The sequence below is a fragment of the Neoroseomonas lacus genome, from assembly GCF_014644535.1.
GTDB lineage: Bacteria > Pseudomonadota > Alphaproteobacteria > Acetobacterales > Acetobacteraceae > Neoroseomonas > Neoroseomonas lacus.
Genome location: NZ_BMKW01000015.1, coordinates 41,814 through 61,878 on the forward strand (window position 1 = coordinate 41,814; position 20,065 = coordinate 61,878).

Sequence of the window (20,065 nt, forward strand, 5' to 3'; positions counted from 1 at the left end):
GCCAACAACGCATCCGGACAGCCGGGGTTCCGACGGATCAAGCGCCGCGCAGCGTCTCGGCCGGCCGGCCGACGGGGCCAACCAGACGGCGGATGGTCGCGAGGAATTCCGGCGCATCCCAGGCAGCATCACCTTCCACCCGTGCCCGTTCGCGACCCTGCCGGTCGACGATAACGGTGGTCGGCAGGCCGCGCGCGCCCAGCGCCCGGGCCGCCGCGCCACGCGGGTCCAGCCAGATGCGCAGGGTGCGAATCTGCGTGCGTTCGTAGAAACCCTGCACCGTGTTCAGCCCGCCGCGGTCGGAAGAGATCGGCAGCACCAGGATGTCGTCGCCCGCCAGTGCCGCCGCGGTGCGGTCCAGCGCCGGCATTTCCGCCACGCAGGGCGGGCACCAAGTGGCCCAGAGGTTGATCACCAGCCCCTTGCCGCCAAAGTCGGCAGGCGCGTGGTCCTTGCCCTCGGCATCGGTGAAGGTGATGGCCGGCAGGGCTTCGGTGCTCTCGCGCAGGCGGGACAGGCCGTTCGGCGACGCCGCCAAGCCTTGCCGGGGCCGAAGCGCGGCGAGTAGGGTCCCGCCCGTCGCCACTGCCGGGGCGGCCTTCAGAATGCTACGGCGCGTCGGAACCAGCACGAAAGACACTCCTCAGGTGAGCAGCAACGCCAATCGGCAATGGGGCGGACGCTTCGCGGAAGGCCCCTCCGCCATCATGGAAGCGATCAATGCCTCGATCGGCTTCGACCGCAAGATGTGGCGCCAGGACATCCGCGGCTCGCTCGCCCATGCCGCGATGCTCAAACATGTAGGGATAATCTCGGCCGATGACGAGGCCGCCATCCGCGGCGGGCTGACGACGATCGGCGAGCGCATCGAGAGGGGCGACTTCCCCTTCGACGAGGCGCTCGAAGACATCCACATGAACATCGAGGCGCGGCTTTCCGCGACCATCGGCGATGCCGGCAAGCGCCTGCACACCGGTCGGTCGCGCAACGACCAGGTGGCGCTGGATGTCCGGCTGTGGGTGCGCGACGCCATCGACGGCCTGTCGGACCAGCTGCGCGACGTGATGCGTGCCCTGGTGGCGCGGGCCGAGGAACATGCCGGCACGGTGATGCCCGGCTTCACCCACCTCCAGCCGGCCCAGCCGGTCACGCTGGGGCATCATTTCCTCGCCTATGTCGAGATGCTGTCGCGCGACCTGTCGCGGCTGGCCGATTGCCGGGCGCGGCTGAACGAATGCCCGCTGGGCGCGGCCGCGCTCGCCGGCACCAGCTTCCCGATCGACCGGCACATGACGGCCAAGGCCCTCGGCTTCGACGGCCCCACCCGCAACAGTCTCGATTCGGTGGCCTCGCGCGACTTCGCCGCCGAATTCCTGTTCTGCTGTTCGATGTGCGCGACGCATCTCTCGCGCTTCGCCGAGGAGATCGTGATCTGGACGAACCCCTATTTCGGGTTCGTGAAGCTGTCGGACGCCTTCACCACCGGCAGCTCCATCATGCCGCAGAAGCGCAACCCGGACGCCGCCGAGCTGGTGCGTGGCAAGACCGGGCGCGTGGTCGGCGCGCTGGTCGGGCTGCTGACGGTGATGAAGGGCCTCACCATGGCCTATTGCAAGGACATGCAGGAGGACAAGGAAGGCGTGTTCGACGCCGCCGAGACCATGACCCTGGTGCTTGCCGCCACCGCCGGCATGGTGCGCGACCTCAAGCCTGATGTCGGCCGGCTCTCCGCCGCCGCCGGGGCCAGCTTCTCGACCGCGACGGACCTCGCCGACTGGCTGGTGCGCGAGCTGAAGATGCCATTCCGCGACGCCCACCACGTCACCGGCGCGTTGGTCGCCAAGGCCGAGGGCCTCGGCGTCGACCTCGCCGGCCTGACCATCGAGGAAATGCGCGAGGTCGAACCGCGCATCACCGACGGGGTCTATGGTGTGCTGTCGGTCTCCGCCTCGGTGCGCTCGCGCACCTCCTATGGCGGCACGGCGCCCGCCAATGTCGCGGCGATGGCGGCGGAATGGCAGGCGAGGCTCGCATGACGCGGGCCGCGCTCGCCGCCCTGGCGGTGCTGCTGCTGGCCGCCGCCTGCGGCAAGGTCGGGCCGGTGCGCGCGCCCGGGCCACCGTCCGCGATCACCTATCCGCGGCAATACCCGGCGCCTGAACCGCCACCGCGCCCGGCGACTGAACCGACGACGCGTCCAGCGGTTGAATCGACGCCGCAGTAAAATGTCATGGAATGGATGACTTAACGATTTGATCGGTCCTATGGCAGTATCGGGTGGCAGACAGCCATGGCCGCCCCCCGCGCATGAATCGAGAGATCGAACGCAAATTCCTGGTGGCTGACGATGGCTGGAAGCCGCATGTCATCGAGACGCTGTTCCTGCGCGACGGCCTGGTCGCCACCTTCGGCGGCGGCAAGGTGCGCGTGCGGGTGGCATCAAGACCGGTCGGCCCGCCGATCGCCTGGGTCGCACTGAAAGGCGAACGCCACGGCATCATCCGCTCCGAGTACGAATACGAGGTTCCAGTGGCCGAGGCGGAAGCCATGCTCGCCGAATTCTGCGGCGACGGCATCCTTGAGAAAGCCCGCCACCTGGTGCCGCATGACGGGTGCATCTGGGCTGTCGACGTCTATGGCGGCATGCTCGCCGGCGTCGTCCATGCCGAGGTCGAATTGGACGAGTCCACCCAGCAGGTCAGCCTGCCACCCTGGGTCGGGCCGGAGGTGACCGGGCAGCCACAGCACAGCAAGCGCACTCTGGTCGCCGCCAGCACGGCGGCGCGGCGGGAGGCACGACGGCGGTCAGCGGCCTGAGCGGTTCGGGGGAGGAAGACCGAGGGGCGCCGCCCCTCGCGCACCCCGCCAGGAAACTCACTTTCCTGGACCTTCGGGCGATTTCTGCGAAATCGATCAGGCGGAGAGCGCGTTAGAGCAGATCCAGATCCGGTGGAACCATCTGATCGGGTGAAGATGCTCGCAAGAACAATGGTCTAGGCCGCATTCCGTGAGCCGGGGCGAACGGAATCCGGTCTAGCCACCACCCGTCTCCGGCGTGCCGGCCGACCATTCCTCGATCCGCGCCAGATGGTCGAAATCTCCCCCGGCCGCGCTGCGCGCCGGATGCGGGCGGGACGCGAATGGTGCCGCCCCCAGCAGCCATCGCTCGGCCAGTTCCACCAGCCGGTCGCGCGCCAGCGCCGCGAAGGGGGTGCCATCCTCCGCGGCGGCCCCCAGGGCCTTCACCTCACCCGCCTGTTCCCCACCCGTCAGCCGCCAATACAACAGGTCCGTGACCGTGCCGCCCTCGCTGCCGGGGAAGGCGCCTTCCTCCAGCAACCAGGCCTCGATCGGCAGCTGCGGCGCGCCACCGGCGGCGAGGTCCTTTGCCCGCGGCACCGTGCCGGTCTTGTAGTCCACCACCCGCCAGCCGCCATCGGGCAACTGGTCGAGCCGGTCGGCCCGCGCCTCGATCTCGATATCCCCGCCCCGCAGGCACAACTGCGCGCTGCCCTTCATCTCCACCAGGCAGGCGCGCAGCGCGCCGGCGGACCGCAGCGCGGCCTCCTCCTCCAGCACGAAGGCGCCGATATTGGCCAGCCGCGGCGTCCAGAAGGCGAGGATGCCCGGCCGGTCCCGATAGGCATCGAGCGCCGCCTCGCTCGCCCGCGCCCAGGCCTCCTGGGCCGCGACGGGACCGGGCCAGCCAGTGCCAATGGCGCGCAGGAAGCCGGCCATTGCCGCATGCACCAGCATGCCATAGTCGATGGCGCCGACCTCCTCCTCAAGGTCCTTCAGCGGGTTCAACCGCAGCACGCGCTTGGCGTAGAAGGCATAGGGGTCGGCGATCAGCAGCGCGGCATCCGACACGGTCAGCCGGCGCGGGCGCAGCGCCGGTGGCGGCGCTGGCGCGGGGCGCAGGCAGGGGGCCACGACATCCGGCGCATCCAGCGCGGCGGCCCAGGCGGCGGCGGGCGAGGCCGGCAGCGCCAGCTTCTCCTGTCCCGCCAGGAAGGTATCCAGCCGCACCAGCCAGCGCGCCGGCACGGTGGGCGATCCGCCCCGCCGCGCCGCCGATGAGAACACCGCCTGCGGTGCCGACGCCGCGGCGAACAGGAAATCCGCCGCCACGCGCCCGATCCGCGCCTCTGGTTCCGGCAGGCCGAAGGCGGCGCGCATGGGGCGGGACATCCAGGGACCGGGGTCGGTCGCCTGCGGCCAGGCGGTCTCCTCCAGCGCGCCGAGCACCACCCGGTCAAAGGATTGCAGCCGCGCTTCCAGCAGGCCGAGGATGGCGATGCGCGGATGCGCCGCATCCCCCCGCCCGCGCGTCGCGCGCAGGGAGGGCGCGACCGGCCCGGCCAGCGCCGCCTCGAACAGGTCGGGCCAATCGGCCGGCGCGATCGGCGGCAGGTTGGGCAGTGCCTCGGTCAGGTCATGCAGGTGGCGGGCGAGCGGTTCGCCTTCCTCCCCGGCATAAAGCCGCAGCCCGCCGGGCATCTCCGGCGTGGCAGCGAGCGCCTCGGCCGTTTCCGTATGGGCGCGCAGCAGGTCGGCCGGCGGGCGGGCCGGCGCGTCGGGCAACTCGGCGAAGCCGTCCAGCGCCAATTCCAGCGCGTCGAGCAGCGCCGCCACCTGGGCCAGCGCATCCCCCTTTACCGCCGCCACCGAGGCGCGCAGCCCGGCGAGCCCCGCCGCCGGCCGCGGCCCGCGCAGCGCCGCGCGTTCCAGCCGCCGCGCCGCCACTACCCACTCGGTGCGCTCCATGCCACCGGCGCAGAGCGGGTGCTTCAGCACCGCCAGCAGCGGCACCGGCGCGAAGCCTTCCGCCACCATCCGCCCGACCAGGCGCAGGAAGGCGGCCGCCGGCGTCTCGGCCAGCGGTTCGCCAGCCGAATCATCGGCGGTGATGCCGTGCCGCGCCAATTCGGCCGAGACGCGCCGCGCCAGGTCGCGGTCCGGCGTGATCAGCGCGGCGCGTTCGCCGGGGGTCTCGATGCTCTCGCGCAGCAGCAGGGCGATGGCGGCAGCTTCCTGCTGCGCATCGGCGGCGACCAGCCGCGTCACGCCGGCCAGCGCCGCCTCCCAGCGCGGGCGGTCGCGGTCGGTCCAGCTCGGCAGACCCTCGGCCGGGTGCAGCGCGCGGCCGAGCAGCACCGAGCGATCCGCCGGTGCCCCTGCTGGTGCCGGGTCGTGCCAGGGGCGCAAATCCCCCGGCACCGCGCCCATCGCCGCCAGCAGCCGTGCCTGGCCGGCCAAGGGATGCGTCGGCGCTTGGCGCACCGCGTCCCAAAGCGCCGCAACCATCGGTTCCGGCAGCCCCTGCAGCACCACCGCTCCCTTGGGCGCGCTGGCCAGCACGCGCAGCAATTCCGCCGCCGCCGGGATGGTGCCGCCGGCGCCGATGCCCGCCGCGATGGTCAGGTGTTCCGGTGGCGCATCCCGCCAGGCCGCCGCCTGCGCCGCCAGCGCCTTCACGCGTCGCACGCCGATGTCCAGCAGCCCGCGCTCGGTCAGCCAACGCGTCCAGTCCTGTGCCGCCGCGCGCAGCACCGCGGTGGTGATCTGCCAATGCGCGGCGTGGCGGTCCGGCACCAGCCCATCGAGCCGCGCCAGCCAAGCCTCGGCAAACTCCTCCGCCGCCGCATGTTCCAGCATCTCAAGGTCGCGTTCCTCGAGGGCGATCTCGTCGAACAGCCGCGCCAGTTCGCCGGCCAGCAGCCAAGCTTGTTCCGGCGTGGCCGGCCCGCCATGGCGGCGCGGAATGCGCTGCGCCATAGAGGCGAGCACCGCCTGGCGCGTCAGCGGCGCCACCGCCGGCGGCAGGTCGAGTAGGTCGGGCAGGGCGAGTTCGTCGGCCTCCTCGGTGGACAGGCCGGCGAGCGCGCGCATGCGCGGCAGCAGCAGGGCCCGGCCCTCGGCGGCGCGCAGGAAGGCCTCGCGCAGGCCCCGAGCCGCACGGCGCGTGGGCAGCAAGAGCGTGGCGCGGGCGAGGGATTCGGGGTCGCCGGAGGGCAGGCGGGCGAGCAGGCCGGCCGCGAGGGTGTCAAGGAAGGGCGCGGATGGGGGGATGGCGTAGAGATTCATCGCGCCGCCATGGAGAGGGGCTCTGCCTCTCTCCAAACCTCACCCCGCCAAAGGCCCGAGGCCTTTGGAAACCGATAGTTGGCGCCGGCCGGCGGGGGCCGGCGAAAAATAGCCAAGGCCAGCGACATGACCCCGTTCGATTTCGCAGAAATCGGGCGAAGGTGCAGGAAACTGAGTTTCCTGCCGGGGTGCTCGAGGGGCAGCGCCCCTCGACGTCCCGATGCGCGCAAACTGAGTTTCCTGCCGGGGTGCTCGAGGGGCGGCGCCCCTCGACCTTCTCCCCCCATCAGAACAGCGCCCGAGCCAACCCCGCCCGCAGCGTTGCCTCGGCCTGGTCCAGATCGTCGGGTGTCGAGAGGTGAAACCACACCCCATCATGCACCAACCCATACAACCGGCCATGCCCGATCGCCTGGTCATACAGCCGGTTCAGGCTGAAGGCCCCTGACGGGGCGTTCTTGAACAGCCGCGGCGAAAGGATCTGCACCCCGGCGTAGATATAAGGCGCGATCTCGCGCTCCTTGGGCCGGCGCATCCGTCCGATCGGGTCGAGCAGGAAATCGCCCTTGCCGACGATGCCTTCCACTTGGGTGGTGCGCACCATCAGCAGCAGCGCGTCCATCTCATTGTCGTCGAAGGCGGCGGCGAGCCGGCGCAAGGCGGGGGTCGGCCCGTCGAGCCAGAAGGCGTCGCCATTGACCACGGCGAAGGGGCTGTCACCGAGTGTCGGCAGGGCCATCGCCACGCTGCCGCCGGTCTCCAGCAGCGTGTCTTCCTTCTGCACGATGATGCGCGGGTCGGCGCGCCGTGCCATGGCGGCCTCGACCTGTTCGCCCCGCCAATGGGCGTTGACCACCGCCTGGATGACGCCGGCGGCCTGCAGCCGGTCGAGCGCGTGGTCGAGCAGCGAGCGGCCGTCCAGTTCCAGCAGCGGCTTCGGCCGGTCGTCGGTCAGCGGGCGCATGCGCGTGCCCAATCCGGCGGCGAGCACCATGGCGTGGGTCAGGGCGATCATGCGGGCTCCGTCACGGCCATGGGGTTGCGACGCAGTGCCGGCGGCACGCGCGCATCGAGGAAATCGCGCAAGGGGCGCGTCGCGGGGTGGGCCAGTGCCTGGCTGAGCAATCGCCAGCAGCGAGGCCCGTGAGCGAGGTAATGCGGCTTGCGGTCGCGCCGGTCCAGCCTCACCCACAGCGCGGCGACGCGCAGATGGCGCTGGGCGGCGCAGACGGCCATGGCGGCGGTGAACTCGTCGCGGCCCACATCCGGGCGGGCATCGAGGTAGCGGGTGATGGCCGCGGCGCGGACCTCCGGCGCTACGTCGCGCCGCGCATCCTCGACCAGCGAGACGAGGTCATAGGCTGGGTGGCCGATGGCGGCGTCCTGGAAATCCAGCAGCCCGGTGCGCCTCGGGCCGGTGCGATCGGGCAGGCGCATCAGATTGGCCGGAAAGAAGTCCCGATGCACGAAGCCACCCGCCTGGGCGAAGGGCGCCAGCATCGCCTGGATGGCGGCATCGCAGGCGGCACGCGTCTCGGCATCGGGCGCGGCGCCCATCGCGGCGGGCCACCACCACTCCATGAAGGTCGCGGCGGTGGCGCGCGCCATGGTGGGCGGGTTCCAGGCCGGCAGGGTCGCCGGCGGCGGGGCGGCATGCAGCGCGGCCAGCGCCTCGGCGGCTTCCAGATACAGCGGCAGCGGCTCGGCCCCGGCATCGAGCAGCGCGGCATGGGAGGCCTCGCCGAAATCCTCGATGACCAGGAAGCCCTGCGCCTCGTCGGCGGCAAAAATCTCGGGCACCGACAGGCCAAGCCCGGCAATGTGGCGCGCGACGGCAAGGAAGGGGCGGACATCCTCCGGCGGCGGGGCGTCCATCAGCAAGGCCGGGCGCGGGCCCCCGCGCAGCCTGGTGTAATGCCGCAGCGACGCATCGGCCGGCAGTCGCGCCGCCGCCGCCTCGCCATAGCCAGCCTGGCGCAGAAAGGCGGCCGCGTCCCTCATGCCGCCAGCCGCCCCAGCCGCTCGTCCCAGCCGGCCAGATGCGCGATGCGGGCGTCCTCCTCGGCACCGGGTTCGAAGGTGATGCGTAGCGCCTCGGCAGGCGCGTAGGGCCCCAGCCGATCAGGCCATTCCACCAGCACGATGCCCTCCAGCGCCTCATCCCAGCCGAGCTCGTCGAGCCCCGCCGGCCCATCCAGCCGATAGAGGTCGAAATGATGCACGGTGCCGGCGGGCAGGTCGTAGGACTGGACCAGGGTGAAGGTCGGGCTCGGCACTTCGAGGCCAGGGTCGCCGGCCGCCGCCCGCAGCACGGCGCGGGCGAATTCGCTCTTCCCCGCGCCCAGCGGCCCCTCCAGCAGCACAGCATCACCCGCCCGCAGCAGCCCGGCGAGGCGCGCGGCAAGGGCGTGGGTGGCGGAGAGGTCCTTGAGGTCCAGCGTCACGATCCGGGGCATGTCAGGCGCGCCAGGCACGGCGCGACTATGATCCTTGAGCTGGTCCGTCTATCACGCGGGCCGGGATTCGGGGGAGTGGCCATGACGGCCGTCATCGATACGGATGTGGCGATCATCGGCGCGGGGCCCGTCGGGCTGTTCGCGGTGTTCGAATGCGGCATGCTGCGCATGAAAAGCGTGGTCATCGACGCGTTGGAGGATGTGGGCGGGCAATGCACCGCGCTGTATCCGGAAAAACCGATCTACGACATCCCCGCCCATCCGGCGATCGGCGCGGCCGAGCTGATCGCGCAACTCGAAACGCAGATCGAGCCCTTTGCGCCGGTGAAGCTGCTCGGCCGCCGGGTCGAGACGCTGATGCACGACGGCGAGGTCATCACCCTCGGCACCTCGCGCGGCGAGACGATCCGCTGCAAGGCGGTGATCATCGCCGCCGGGGCCGGCGCCTTCGGGCCGAACCGGCCGCCGCTCGATGGGCTGGAGGGCTACGAGGCGTCCGGCGCCGTCCGCTACATGGTGGCGCGGCGCGAGGAGATGCGCGGCAAGCGCGTGGTGATCGCCGGCGGCGGCGATTCCGCGGTGGATTGGGCGCTGTCGTTGAAGGATGTCGCGGCGAAGGTGACGGTGGTGCATCGCCGCCCGAAATTCCGCGCCGCCCCCGAGACGGCGGCGCAACTCGACGCGGCGGCGGCGAAGGGGGAGATCGAGATGGTCATCCCCTACCAGCTGCACGGGCTGAAGGGCGACGGCGCGACGCTGTACGCGGTGACGGTGGCCACGCTGAAGGGCGAGGAACGCGACATTCCGGCCGACCACCTGCTGGCGTTCTTCGGGCTGTCGATGGAACTCGGGCCGATCGCGGATTGGGGGCTGGGGCTGGAACGCAACCACATCGCGGTGGAGCCGGCGACCTGCGCGACGAATGTGGATGGGGTGTTCGCGATCGGCGACATCGCGACCTATCCGGGCAAGCTGAAGCTGATCCTGCAGGGGTTCAGCGAGGCGGCGATGGCGGCGCATGCGATCCATCCGCGGGTGTTCCCGGGGGAGGCGCTGCATTTCGAGTATTCGACGACGAAGGGGGTGCCGGCGGGGTAAGACCGTCGGGCGGGCGCCGGGTCGGACAGTCACCCGGGGTGATTGAGCGAGCCGTGCGGCGGGGACGCCGAAGGCGTGCCCATCATGCTCCCTGACGTTACCCGCCGCGCCTGCCCTCGGCCCGGTTCGCGCAGAAGATCGCGACCTTGTTGCCCAGAGGGTCGCGCAGATACGCGACGTAGAAATGGTCGCTGTAGTCGGCCCGGAAACCGGGGGCGCCCTCGTCCGACCCTCCTGCCGCCAGTCCGGCGGCGTGGACGGAACGGACCATCGCCTGCGTCGCGACCTCGAATGCCGTCATCGAGCCGTTGCCAACCGTTGCCGGTTGTCCGTCGAACGGCTTCTTCACATAGACTGCGCCCGGGCCGTTGCCCCAGCCCGGCATGCCCGGCGCGGTGAATGCGAACCCGTCCGCACCTTCCTCCAGCGTGTAGCCGAGAGGGATCAGGATGGCCGCGTAGAAGCGCCCCGAGCGCGCCACGTCATTCGCACCGACCGTGATGTAGCCAGGCATTCGGTCACTCCTGTCGATGGGGTCGCGCAGTCCCGCTCCGTGTCACGCCCCCAGCTCGTGCAGCACCGCGGCACCGGTGCGGATGCCACTGTAGAAGCAGTCCAGCACCAGGTTCTCGTTCGGCGCGTGGTTCGCTTCGTCGGGATTGGCATAGGGCGTGCCGAAGGCCGGGATGCCGAGGATCTTGGTAAACACGTAGTTCGGCAGGCTGCCGAAACCAGCCGGCACTAGCAGCGGTTCCACGCCCTGCGCGGCGACGAAGGCACGCACCAGCGGCGCGGTGAAGGGCGAGGCGATCGGCGTCTTGGACGGCTGCATGCCCATCTTGGTCGCGACGAACTCGACCTCGGGCGCGTGCTGCGCCACATGCGCGGCAACCTTACGCAGGATGTCAGCCGGGTCCTGGTCATGCACCAAGCGGATGTCACACTTCACGAAGGCTTCGTTGGGCAGGACGGTCTTGGTGCCAGGCCCGCCATAGCCGCCATGGAAGCCGTTGATCGTCAGCGTTGGCTGGAAGCACAGGCGGTCGTAGAAGGGCCGGTCTGCCGGCGCATCCAGCCGCGTGAGGCCGAGGCTCACCTTCACCGCCTCGACATCGAGCGGCAGTCGTTCGATCGCGGCCAATTCCTCGGGCGCGGGCGGTTCCACTCCGTCATGGAAGCCCTCGATGGTGATCTCGCCTGCCGCGTTCTTCATGGTGCCGAGCAGATGCACCAGGGTCCAGATCGGGTTGGGCACGACGCCGCCGAAATTGCCCGAATGCACGTCCCGGCTGGCGTGCCGGCAGCGCAGTTCGAAGGAGACGACGCCGCGCGAGCCGAATTTCAACGCCGCTGCACCGCTCGCATGGCGTGGCCCATCGGCGGTGACGGACAAATCCGCCTGCAACAGGTCGCGATTGGCGCGCACGAAATCGGCGATATGCGGGCTGCCGATCTCCTCCTCGCCTTCCAGCAGCAGGATGACGTTGCAGGGCAGCGTGCCATGCACCTTCAGATGGGATTCGATCGCCAGGATCTGCGCGAAATGCTGGCCCTTGTTGTCGCCGACGCCGCGCGCATAGAGGCGCCCGTCGCGGATAGTCGGCTCGAAGGGGGGCGAGATCCATTTGTCGAGCGGCTCGGGCGGCTGCACGTCGTAATGGCCGTAGAGGATGACGGTCGGCTTGCCCGGCGCCTTCTGCCAGCGCCCGACCACCATCGGGTGGCCCTTGGTTGGCATCAGGCTGGTCTCCAGCCCGATCCCGGTCAGCATGCCCACCAGCAACTGGCCAACCTCAGTGATGCCGATGTTCTGGGCGCTGATGCTCGGGTGGCGGAGATAGTCGATCAGGCGGTCGAGGAAGGCGGAGCGGTTGCGCTCGATATGGTCGAAGACAGACGTCAAATCCGGGGATGCGGTCATGAATCCTAAACCAGCCTGAAGAAGGGGAATGCCGGGCTCACTCCATCTCCCTGTGTGCGCGCCGCTCGGTCAAGCCTCAGCGCAGTCCGCACGTCTCCCCTGCCCGACGGCAAGTATTGGTGCCCAGAGGCCTTTGGGCCTTTGGCAGGGTGGCTTGGAGGGGCGGCGCCCCTCCAACCTTCACGCCATCCCCGCCGCCGCCCGCGTCGCCACCCCGCCGCCGCCCGGCCGTTCCGCCGTCTCCAGCGCATCCTCCAGCGCCCGCCGCAGCACCACCAGCTTGCGTTCGTTCTCCACCTTCAGCCCGAACACGTCCTTCACGTAGAAGACGTCCACCGCCCGCACGCCGTAGGTCGTGATGTGCGCCGAGGCGATCTGCAGCCCCTGGTCGCTGATCGCCGCCGTCACGTCGTGCAGCAGGCCCGGCCGGTCGCGCCCGTTCACCTCGATCACCGTGTAGGTGTTGGACGCATGGTTATCGATCACCACCCGCGGCGGCACCGTCACCGCGCGCAGGCGGGCCGGCTCGCGCTTTAGCTTGCGGATTTCCTCGCGCAGCCGCAGCCGCCCTGACAGCGACTGTTCGACCAGCACCGCCAGGCGCGCGAGGCGGTGCGGCGCCTCGAAGGCCCCGCCCTGGGCGTCCTGCACCCAGAAGGTATCGAGCGCCATGCCGTCGGTCATGGTGTGGATGCGCGCATCGACGATGGTGGCGCCGGCCACCGCCAGCGCGCCGGCAATGCGGCTGAACAGACCGGGATGGTCGGCGCAATAGACCGTCACCTCGGTCACCGCGCGGGATTCCAGCACGCGGGTCCGCACCGTCAGTGGCGCCTTGGCCTCCTTCGCCTCTTGGATCATGGCGGCGTGGCGCGCATGGGTTTCGGGGTCGAAGGACAGCCAGTAGCCGGGGTAGCCGAGTTCCAGGAAGGCCGCGATCTCAGGCTTCGGCCGGTCGGCCAGCAGCATGGTGGCGGCTTCCTTGGCGCGGGCCACGCGCACGTCGCGCTCGGGCACCGACAGCCCGCCGGCGAGCACTTCCGCCACGCGCCAATACAACTCGCGCAGCAGCGTCGCCTTCCAGCCGTTCCACACCTTGGGGCTGACGGCGCGCATGTCGGCCACGGTCAGCACCAGCAGCAGACGCAGCCGCTCGGGGGACTGCACCACCTCGGCGATGTCGAGGATGGTCTTGGGGTCCTCGATGTCGCGCTTGAAGGCGGTCTGGCTGATCATCAGGTGATGCAGCACCAGCCAGGAGACGGTCTCGGTCTCCTCAGGCGTCAGGCCGAGCATCGGGCAGATGGTCTGCGCCAGCTCCGCGCCGAGTTCCGAATGGTCGCCGCCGCGCCCCTTGGCGATGTCGTGCAGCAGCACCGCGACATAAAGCGCGCGGCGCGACTGCAATTGCCCGATCAGCTCCGAGGCGACCGGCGTGATCTCGTTCAACGCGCCGCGTTCGAGGGCCGCAAGCACGCCGATCGCCTCGATCGTGTGCTCATCGACGGTGAACACATGGTAGGTGTCGAACTGCATCAGTCCGACGATGCGTTGCCAGTCCGGCACCAGGCGGGAGATCAGCCCCGCCTCGTTCAGCAGCCGCAGCCAGATGGCCGGGTCGCGGCCGGTCAGGATGTCGAGGAATTCGGCGCTCGCCGCCGCCTCCCCGCGCAGTCGGGAGAGGTGGCGCGCATGGCGGACGATGGCGCGGAAGGCGAGGGGATGGACCTCGAGCCCCCGGTCGCGCGCCATGCGGAAGATGCGCAGCATCAGCACGGGGTTGAGGGTGAAGTCGTGCCCGGGTGCCGCGATCACCTTGCCATCGGCCAGCGCGAAGCCGGCTTCGGTCAGCGCCTTGTCCGAGGCCGGCACCACGGCGGGTGGCCCGAGCGAGGCGCGTTCGATCGCCGGTTCCAGGATGCGGGTGAAGCGGGCGACGTCACGCACCATCAGGAAGAAGTGCTTCATGAAGCGCTCGACGCCGTCCTGCAGGCCGTGGCGCGTATAGCCCATGCGGGCACCCACCACGGGTTGCAGGTCGAAGGTCAGGCGTTCCTCGGCACGGCCGGTGACGATGTGCAGGTGGAAGCGGACGGTCCAGAAAAAATCCCAGGCGCGGCGGATGGCGCGGGCTTCCTCGCCGGTCAGCAGCCCGCCGCCGGGGGTCGCGGGGCCGACCAGTTCAGGCATGCGCTGCACGTTGAAGGCATAGCGGGCGAGCCAGTACAGCGTCTGCAGGTCGCGCAACCCGCCGCGGCCTTCCTTCACATGCGGTTCGACCAGGAAGGGGCTTTCGCCGTAGCGCGCGTGGCGCTGCTGCCGTTCCGCCCGCTTGGCGACCAGGAAGGGACGCAGGCCCCATTCCTCGCGCACCTCGCGGAAGGCCTTGGCGAAGCGCTGGAACACCGCCTCGTCGCCGGCGACGTGCCTGGCATCGAGCAGCGCCGTCAGCACCGTGGCATCGCCCTTGGCATCGACGATGCAGTCCGCGCGGGACCGCGTCGCGTGGCCGACCTTCAGCCCGAGGTCCCACAGCAGGTAGAGCATGAACTCCACCGCCTGCTTGCCGCGCGCGCCCATGCCGGTGTCGGTGAGGAACAGCAGGTCGATATCGGAAGACGGCGCCAGCACGCCGCGCCCGTAGCCGCCGGTGGCGACCAGCGCCCAGGGTTTCTCCACCGGCGCGGGCGGCAGCGTCGCCTCGGTATAGGCACGGATGCCGACCATCACCGTGTCGGTCAGGGAGGCCAGCCAGCGCGCCGCCGGCAGGCCGGTGATCTCATGCGCCTCGAAGGCCTGCTGCACGCGGTTCTGGATGCGGCCGAGCGACCGCCGCAGCAGCGTCACCGCCTCGTCGCGCGGCAGCGGCCTGCCGTCGGGGATCAGCTCCGCGAGCAGGCTTGAGAGCAGCACAGGGGGTTCGCCCGCCACCGGACCCTGGCGCCGCGCCGGGCCCATGGCGGGTCCGGTGTCGGTTCCGGCGTCGTCCAGGGATGTCATCGCCATGAACACTAGCTATTCTGTGTCCTTCGCGACAGGCCCCAGCAACGATTTCAGTCGGTAGATCAGGGCGTGCGCTTCTCGCGGGGAAAGCGAGTCGGCGTCGAGTTCCGCCAGTGCCTCCAGCGCCGGATGGGTCTCGGCGGGTGGCGGTGGGGCGGCGCGGGCAAACAGCGGCAATTCATCCGACAGGGGATCGAGGCCGCGGGCGCGGGCTTCGAGGGCTTTCAGCACCTCCTGCGCCCGCGTCAGCACGGGCTTCGGCACACCGGCCAGGCGGGCGACATGCACCCCCCAGGATTTTTCGGCCGCCCCCGGCCCGACGCGGTGTTCGAACACCACCTCGCCGCGCCATTCGCGCACCTGCATGGTGGCGGGCGTGAGCTCCGGCAATTTGCCGGCCAGAGCCGTCAACTCATGGAAATGAGTGGCGAAGATCGTGCGGCAGCGGATGCGGTCATGCAGCGCCTCCAGCACCGCCCAGGCGATCGCCAACCCATCCCAGGTCGCTGTGCCGCGCCCGACCTCATCCAGCACCACCAGGGAGCGCGCCGTGGCCTGGTTCAGGATGGCGGCGGTCTCCGCCATCTCGACCATGAAGGTGGATCGCCCGCCGGCGATGTCGTCCGCCGCGCCGACGCGGGAGAACAGCCGGTCCACCAGCCCCAGCCGCGCGGCCTCGGCGGGGACGAACAGCCCGGCCTGGGCGAGGATCACCAGCAGCGCGTTCTGCCGCAGGAAGGTCGATTTGCCGGCCATGTTCGGCCCGGTCAGCAGGCACAGCCGGCGGCCTGCGGACAGGTCGCCGTCATTCGGCACGAAGGCCGGCCCTCGCGCGCGGGCCAGCGCCGCCTCAACCACGGGATGACGCGCCGCGACCACGGCGAAATCGGCGCGCTCGGTCATCTCCGGCCGGCACCAGCGGCCATCGGCGGCGAGTTCCGCCCCCGCCGCATGCACGTCGAGTTCCGCCATCGCCGCCGCCGTCGCCGCGATGCCACCGGCGACCGACAGGCACAGCCGGCGCAGATGCTGCGCGACCAACCGCTCGCGCTTGCTCGCCTGCTCGCCGGCCTCGGCCACGCGACGGTCGAGATCGGCCAGCGCGGCGCAGGTGAAGCGCATGGCATTGGCCATGGTCTGCCGATGCACCGGCGCCTGCGGCCCCTGCTTCGGGGCCTCGCGCAGCAGCTTCTCCCCGGCGGCGGAGGGCACTTCGGCGAGGAAGCCGAATTGTTGGTGGTGGCGGATCTTCAGGCTGGCCACGCCCCAGGCCTGGGCGAGGTCCATCTGCAAGGCCGCGATCGCCTCCCGCGCGCCGTCACGCAGGGTGCGCAGCGCATCGAGCTCGCCGTCATAGCCGGCGGCGACCAGGCCGCCATCCTCCAGGCGCGCCGGCAGCGGGTCGGCCAGCGCACGCTGCAATTCGGCGCGCGGGCTCTCGGCCGGGCGCAGCGCGGCGCGGGCGGCGGCGACCAGCGCCGGAATCGGCGGCACGCCGGCGGCGTCGTCGAGTGCGGCCTGCATCGCCTCGGCGCGCGCGAGCCCCTCGCGGATGGCGCCAAGGTCGCGCGGCGCGAACCGATCCAGCGACAGCCGCGCCAACGCCCGCGCCATGTCCGGCGCCCCCTTCAGCGCCGCGCGCAGGCCGCCGCGGACTGTCTCGGCGGCGAGCAGGAACGCCACCGCGTCGTGTCGCGCGGCGATCGGCGCCGCCTCGGCCAGCGGCGAGGCCAGCCGTGCCGCCAATTCGCGCGCCCCGGCCGGCGTCACGGTCCGGTCCACCGCGCTGAGCAGCGCATGGCGCGGGTCGCCGCGCTCACTGCGCAAAATCTCCAGACTGCGCCGCGTCGCGCCATCCATCTGCAACACGCCATGCCCGCCCGAAGGCACCGGCGGGGACAGGCGTGGCAGGCCGCCGGCCTGGGTCAGCTTCACGTAGTCCACCGCCATGGCGGCGGCGGAGACCTCCTCCGCGCTGAAACTGCCGAAGCCGTCCAGCGTGGCGACGGCGAAGGCCTCGGCCAGGCGGCGCGCGCCGTCGCGCGGGATGGCGACATGGGCGACGCGATCGGCCAGCGGCCGCAATTCCGGGCTCCGGGCGAACTCCTCCGGGGCGAGGATCTCGGCCGGCTCCAGCCGTGCCAACAGCGCCGGCAGCTCGGCGACCGCCAGCCGTTCGGTGGCGAAGGCGCCGGTCGTCACATCGAGCCAGGCCGCGCCCAGCACAGTCGCCTGCGGCGCCAAGGCGAGCAGCCAGGCCGGGCGCGAGGCTTCGAGCAGCGCTTCCTCGGTCACCGTGCCGGGGGTCACCACGCGCGTGACCTCGCGGCGAATGGTCGGTGCCTTGCGGCGCTTCTGCTCCTCGGGCGTCTCGGTCTGGTCGCAGATGGCGACGCGGAAGCCCTGGCGGATCAGGCGGGCGAGATAGACCTCATGCGCATGCGCCGGCACGCCGCACAGCGCGACCTTCTCGCCCTGGTGCTCGCCCCGGCTGGACAGCGCGATGTCGAGCGCGCCGGCGGCGACCTCGGCATCCTCGAACAGCATTTCGAAGAAGTCGCCCATGCGGAAGAACAACAACGCATCCGGATGCGCGGCCTTGGCGGCGAACCATTGCGCAATGGCGGGAGTCGCCCCCTCGGCGGAACGAAGGGGCTTGCGGTTCTGCGTCGGCGCGCCTGTCATACCCCCGGCTCTAGACCGGAAACCGGCACAAGGGGAGGGAGTGATGCAACCCGAAGGACTCGACCACGCCAATCTGCGCCTGCGGCCACAGGACCTGCCGGCCGCACTCGCCTTCTACCGTGACCTGCTGGGCCTCGAAGAAGGTCCGCGACCCAATTTCAACTTCCCCGGCGCTTGGCTCTATGCCGGCGGCCGGCCCATCGTCCATCTCGCCTGCCGCGACACGGTGGAACCGCCCGCCGGCCCCTCGCCCAGCGTCTCCTTCGAACACATCGCCTTCCGCGTGCGCGGCCTGCCCGAGGTGCGCGCCAAGCTCGCCGCCGAGGGCGTGCCCTATGCCGAGGCGCCGCTGCCCGGCTTCCCCCTGCATCAACTGTTCTTGACCGACCCCTTCGGCCTGCGGGTGGAACTCACCTTCGACATGAACGACGCATCCAACAGCGGCTGACCGGTCACTCCGCGAAGCAGCGCATCCGCTGGCCGGGCAGCAGTTCATAGGGCGCCTGCCAGCCCGGCAGCGCGGCAACGCGGCCGAGCCAGGCGCCGATTGCCGGATGGCTCGCCGGCAGGTCATAGCCGGCCTCATGCTTCGGAAACATCAGGTAGCCGACCATCGAGATGTCGGCGACCGTCGGCGCATCCCCCGCCACGAAGGCGCGGTCGCGCAGATGCGCCTCGAGGATGCCGAGGAAGTCGTCGATGCGCCGCCGCAGCCAGGCCAGCACCGCGGGTTCGGCATCCGGCGTGAAGGCGCGCAGGAAGCGATAGGTCGCCATGTATCCGGTGAGCTTGTGATTGTCCCAAAACAGCCACCGCAGCACCTCAAACCGCCCGGCCTCGTCGGCGGGCTGGAAGCGGCCGAAACGCTCTGCCAGGCGCAGCAGGATGGGCGCCGTCTGCGTCATCGCCAGGCCGTCCTCGACCAGCACCGGGATCTCGCCCATCTCGTTTACCGTGCGGCGCCATTCCGTCGTGCGCGTCACGCCGCCGGCGAAGTCGGTCCAGGTCGGTTCGAAGGACTGGCCGCACAGCGCCAGCATGAGCGCGAGCTTGTAGCTGTTCCCGGATTCCGGGAAGTAATGCAGGCGGTAGGCGGGCATGCGCGGCATCTCCGTCGGGCGGGCCAGCGGCCTGCCGTGGTTTGAACATCGAGCGACTTGATCTACCCTGCCGGCCGGCGCGCCAAGACGCCACTGGAGGACGAACCGCATGATCACCCGACGTCACCTGATGGCCGCCGGCGCGGCTGGCACCGTTGGCCTGCTCGCCGCACCCGCCGTGGCGCAGAACACCCGCGCCGAGACGCTACGTTTCGTCCCGCAGGCCAACCTCACCGTGCTGGACCCGGTCTTCACCACCGCGACCGTCACCGGCAATCACGGCTTCCACGTCTATGACACGCTCTACGGCGTCGACGCGCAGCTTCGGCCGCAGCCGCAGATGGTCGAGGCCCACGAGACCTCGTCCGATGGCCTGACCTGGAAGTTCCGCCTGCGCGAGGGCCTGCTGTTCCACGACAACACGCCGGTGCGCTCGGCGGACTGCATCGCCTCGATCAAGCGCTGGTGCGCGCGTGAGCCCTTCGGCCAGCTGCTCGCCCGCCTGGCCGATGAATGGAGCGCGACCGACGACCGCAATTTCCAGGTGCGGCTGAAGCGGCCCTTCCCGCTCATCCTCGATGCGCTCGCCAAGCCCGACAGTTCGGTGCTGTTCGTGATGCCCGAACGAATCGCTTCCAGCGACCCGATGCGCGCCGTCACCGACATGGTCGGCTCCGGCCCCTACCGCTTCATCGCCAGCGAATACAATTCGGGCGTGCGCGTGGCGTATGAGAAGTTCGACGGCTACAAGCCGCGCTCCGAGGCGCCGTCCTGGACCTCCGGCGGCAAGGTCGCCTACTTCAAGCGCATCGAGTGGCACGTCCTGCCCGACCCGGCGACCGCCGCGGCCGCGCTGCAGAATGGCGAGGTCGACTGGTGGGAACGCCCGCATCCCGACCTCGGCGCGCTGCTCGACCGCGCCCGCGACGTGAAGCGGGAAGTGACCGACCCGAATGGGCGGCTCGCCGTGATGCGCATGAACTGCCTGCACGCGCCCTTCGACGATGTGAAGATCCGCCGTGCCGTGCGGCTTTCCGTCGCGCAGGAGGAATACATGGCCGCCGCGCGCGGCGATGAGCGCAGCGACTGGGAGATCTGCCGCAGCCTGTGGCCGCGCGGCACGCCCTATTACCACGACGAAGGCGAGGCGATGATGCCCGGCAACATCGACCGCGCGCGCGCCGCGCTGCGCGAGGCCGGCTATGCCAACCAGCGCACCGTCATCATCAACCCGACCGACTTCCCCGATATCGGCCCGCTCGGCCAGGTCTCGGCCGACCGGCTCAAGCGCATGGGCATGAATGTCGAGCTCGCCGAGAGCGACTGGGGCACCGTGGTGCAACGCCGCTCATCGCGCGAGCCGGTCGACAAGGGCGGCTGGTCGATGTTCCACACCACCGGCGGCGCCACCGCCTGGGCCAACCCGGCGGTGTCATTCCTGGTGCGCGGGCAGGGCGACGCCGGCTGGTATGGCTGGTGGAACAATCCGCGCGCCGAGGAGCTGGCCGAGGCGTGGCTTTTCGCGCCCGACCCGGCGCGGCAGGCGGCGCTCGCCGGTGAACTCGGCAAGCTGGCGCTGGAGGATGCCGCCTTCGTGCCGCTGGGGCAGTTCAAGATCCGCACGGCGTTTCGGCGCGACATCACCAACATCCTGCACGGGTCGTCACCGTATCCGTGGCATGTGCGGCGGGGGTGAGCCGGCTGACGGCGTGTGC

The 20,065-nt window shown here is 70.7% G+C and carries 16 protein-coding genes; 6 read left to right on the forward strand and 10 right to left on the reverse strand.

Annotated elements, in window-relative coordinates; genetic code table 11:
• Nucleotides 1-37: 37 nt before the first annotated feature.
• Nucleotides 38-631 carry a TlpA disulfide reductase family protein gene (locus IEY36_RS25120; RefSeq protein WP_229681565.1) on the reverse strand — a complete coding sequence of 198 codons (594 nt, stop codon included), beginning with the start codon at nucleotides 629-631 and terminating at the stop codon, nucleotides 38-40.
• Here IEY36_RS25120 and argH point away from each other — a divergent pair.
• The 3 genes from argH (at nucleotide 606) to IEY36_RS25135 (ending at nucleotide 2,817) form a co-directional block, all read left to right on the forward strand.
• Complete coding sequence (argH, locus tag IEY36_RS25125; RefSeq protein WP_188972096.1) at nucleotides 606-2,036, forward strand: argininosuccinate lyase; 1,431 nt, start codon at nucleotides 606-608, stop codon at nucleotides 2,034-2,036. The two genes, IEY36_RS25120 and argH, sit on opposite strands and share 26 nt — an antisense overlap.
• Nucleotides 2,033-2,224, forward strand: coding sequence for a hypothetical protein (locus IEY36_RS25130; protein ID WP_188972317.1), 192 nt, complete (start codon nucleotides 2,033-2,035; stop codon nucleotides 2,222-2,224). Before argH ends, IEY36_RS25130 begins: the two co-directional genes overlap by 4 nt.
• Before the next feature lie 83 nt (nucleotides 2,225-2,307).
• On the forward strand, nucleotides 2,308-2,817 hold the full coding sequence (locus IEY36_RS25135) for a CYTH domain-containing protein (RefSeq protein WP_188972098.1): 510 nt from the start codon (nucleotides 2,308-2,310) through the stop codon (nucleotides 2,815-2,817).
• A gap of 216 nt (nucleotides 2,818-3,033) precedes the next feature.
• Here IEY36_RS25135 and addB read toward each other — a convergent pair whose 3' ends face one another.
• The 4 genes from addB to tsaE all read right to left on the reverse strand — a co-directional run bounded on the left by addB (nucleotide 3,034) and on the right by tsaE (nucleotide 8,543).
• Nucleotides 3,034-6,087, reverse strand: coding sequence for a double-strand break repair protein AddB (gene addB, locus IEY36_RS25140; protein ID WP_188972100.1), 3,054 nt, complete (start codon nucleotides 6,085-6,087; stop codon nucleotides 3,034-3,036).
• Between the two features lie 286 nt (nucleotides 6,088-6,373).
• On the reverse strand, nucleotides 6,374-7,102 hold the full coding sequence (locus IEY36_RS25145; RefSeq protein ID WP_188972103.1) for a nucleotidyltransferase family protein: 729 nt from the start codon (nucleotides 7,100-7,102) through the stop codon (nucleotides 6,374-6,376).
• The gene (locus tag IEY36_RS25150) at nucleotides 7,099-8,088 is read right to left on the reverse strand and encodes an aminoglycoside phosphotransferase family protein (RefSeq protein ID WP_188972105.1); all 990 of its coding nucleotides are present in this window, start codon (nucleotides 8,086-8,088) and stop codon (nucleotides 7,099-7,101) included. Before IEY36_RS25150 ends, IEY36_RS25145 begins: the two co-directional genes overlap by 4 nt.
• Nucleotides 8,085-8,543 carry a tRNA (adenosine(37)-N6)-threonylcarbamoyltransferase complex ATPase subunit type 1 TsaE gene (gene tsaE, locus IEY36_RS25155; protein WP_188972107.1) on the reverse strand — a complete coding sequence of 153 codons (459 nt, stop codon included), beginning with the start codon at nucleotides 8,541-8,543 and terminating at the stop codon, nucleotides 8,085-8,087. Before tsaE ends, IEY36_RS25150 begins: the two co-directional genes overlap by 4 nt.
• A gap of 81 nt (nucleotides 8,544-8,624) precedes the next feature.
• Between tsaE and IEY36_RS25160 the strand changes: the two genes are divergently transcribed.
• The gene (locus tag IEY36_RS25160; protein ID WP_188972109.1) at nucleotides 8,625-9,641 is read left to right on the forward strand and encodes an NAD(P)/FAD-dependent oxidoreductase; all 1,017 of its coding nucleotides are present in this window, start codon (nucleotides 8,625-8,627) and stop codon (nucleotides 9,639-9,641) included.
• Nucleotides 9,642-9,738: 97 nt separating this feature from the next.
• Here IEY36_RS25160 and IEY36_RS25165 read toward each other — a convergent pair whose 3' ends face one another.
• The 4 genes from IEY36_RS25165 to mutS all read right to left on the reverse strand — a co-directional run bounded on the left by IEY36_RS25165 (nucleotide 9,739) and on the right by mutS (nucleotide 17,250).
• On the reverse strand, nucleotides 9,739-10,155 hold the full coding sequence (locus tag IEY36_RS25165) for a VOC family protein (protein ID WP_188972111.1): 417 nt from the start codon (nucleotides 10,153-10,155) through the stop codon (nucleotides 9,739-9,741).
• A 42-nt stretch (nucleotides 10,156-10,197) separates the two neighbouring features.
• Nucleotides 10,198-11,562: a M20/M25/M40 family metallo-hydrolase gene (locus IEY36_RS25170; RefSeq protein WP_188972113.1), complete on the reverse strand. Its 1,365-nt coding sequence runs from the start codon at nucleotides 11,560-11,562 to the stop codon at nucleotides 10,198-10,200.
• Nucleotides 11,563-11,742: 180 nt separating this feature from the next.
• Nucleotides 11,743-14,562, reverse strand: coding sequence for a [protein-PII] uridylyltransferase (locus IEY36_RS25175; RefSeq protein ID WP_373290352.1), 2,820 nt, complete (start codon nucleotides 14,560-14,562; stop codon nucleotides 11,743-11,745).
• 15 nt (nucleotides 14,563-14,577) lie between these two features.
• Complete coding sequence (mutS, locus tag IEY36_RS25180) at nucleotides 14,578-17,250, reverse strand: DNA mismatch repair protein MutS (RefSeq protein ID WP_188972115.1); 2,673 nt, start codon at nucleotides 17,248-17,250, stop codon at nucleotides 14,578-14,580.
• 43 nt (nucleotides 17,251-17,293) lie between these two features.
• Here mutS and IEY36_RS25185 point away from each other — a divergent pair, with 43 nt between their 5' ends.
• On the forward strand, nucleotides 17,294-17,698 hold the full coding sequence (locus IEY36_RS25185) for a VOC family protein (protein WP_188972117.1): 405 nt from the start codon (nucleotides 17,294-17,296) through the stop codon (nucleotides 17,696-17,698).
• 4 nt (nucleotides 17,699-17,702) lie between these two features.
• Here the strand turns inward: IEY36_RS25185 and IEY36_RS25190 are convergent, their stop codons facing one another.
• Nucleotides 17,703-18,350, reverse strand: coding sequence for a glutathione S-transferase family protein (locus tag IEY36_RS25190; RefSeq protein WP_188972119.1), 648 nt, complete (start codon nucleotides 18,348-18,350; stop codon nucleotides 17,703-17,705).
• A 109-nt stretch (nucleotides 18,351-18,459) separates the two neighbouring features.
• Here IEY36_RS25190 and IEY36_RS25195 point away from each other — a divergent pair, with 109 nt between their 5' ends.
• On the forward strand, nucleotides 18,460-20,046 hold the full coding sequence (locus IEY36_RS25195) for an ABC transporter substrate-binding protein (protein ID WP_188972121.1): 1,587 nt from the start codon (nucleotides 18,460-18,462) through the stop codon (nucleotides 20,044-20,046).
• The last annotated feature ends 19 nt before the right edge of the window (nucleotides 20,047-20,065 follow it).

What these genes read in the sequence shown, in the direction of transcription:
- argH (WP_188972096.1), top strand. Translation starts at nt 606, where the DNA reads ATGCTACGGCGCGTCGGAACCAGCACGAAAGACACTCCTCAGGTGAGC.
- IEY36_RS25130 (WP_188972317.1), top strand. Translation starts at nt 2,033, where the DNA reads ATGACGCGGGCCGCGCTCGCCGCCCTGGCGGTGCTGCTGCTGGCCGCC.
- IEY36_RS25135 (WP_188972098.1), top strand. Translation starts at nt 2,308, where the DNA reads ATGAATCGAGAGATCGAACGCAAATTCCTGGTGGCTGACGATGGCTGG.
- addB (WP_188972100.1), bottom strand. Translation starts at nt 6,087, where the DNA reads ATGAATCTCTACGCCATCCCCCCATCCGCGCCCTTCCTTGACACCCTC.
- IEY36_RS25145 (WP_188972103.1), bottom strand. Translation starts at nt 7,102, where the DNA reads ATGATCGCCCTGACCCACGCCATGGTGCTCGCCGCCGGATTGGGCACG.
- IEY36_RS25150 (WP_188972105.1), bottom strand. Translation starts at nt 8,088, where the DNA reads ATGAGGGACGCGGCCGCCTTTCTGCGCCAGGCTGGCTATGGCGAGGCG.
- tsaE (WP_188972107.1), bottom strand. Translation starts at nt 8,543, where the DNA reads ATGCCCCGGATCGTGACGCTGGACCTCAAGGACCTCTCCGCCACCCAC.
- IEY36_RS25160 (WP_188972109.1), top strand. Translation starts at nt 8,625, where the DNA reads ATGACGGCCGTCATCGATACGGATGTGGCGATCATCGGCGCGGGGCCC.
- IEY36_RS25165 (WP_188972111.1), bottom strand. Translation starts at nt 10,155, where the DNA reads ATGCCTGGCTACATCACGGTCGGTGCGAATGACGTGGCGCGCTCGGGG.
- IEY36_RS25170 (WP_188972113.1), bottom strand. Translation starts at nt 11,562, where the DNA reads ATGACCGCATCCCCGGATTTGACGTCTGTCTTCGACCATATCGAGCGC.
- IEY36_RS25175 (WP_373290352.1), bottom strand. Translation starts at nt 14,562, where the DNA reads ATGACATCCCTGGACGACGCCGGAACCGACACCGGACCCGCCATGGGC.
- mutS (WP_188972115.1), bottom strand. Translation starts at nt 17,250, where the DNA reads ATGACAGGCGCGCCGACGCAGAACCGCAAGCCCCTTCGTTCCGCCGAG.
- IEY36_RS25185 (WP_188972117.1), top strand. Translation starts at nt 17,294, where the DNA reads ATGCAACCCGAAGGACTCGACCACGCCAATCTGCGCCTGCGGCCACAG.
- IEY36_RS25190 (WP_188972119.1), bottom strand. Translation starts at nt 18,350, where the DNA reads ATGCCCGCCTACCGCCTGCATTACTTCCCGGAATCCGGGAACAGCTAC.
- IEY36_RS25195 (WP_188972121.1), top strand. Translation starts at nt 18,460, where the DNA reads ATGATCACCCGACGTCACCTGATGGCCGCCGGCGCGGCTGGCACCGTT.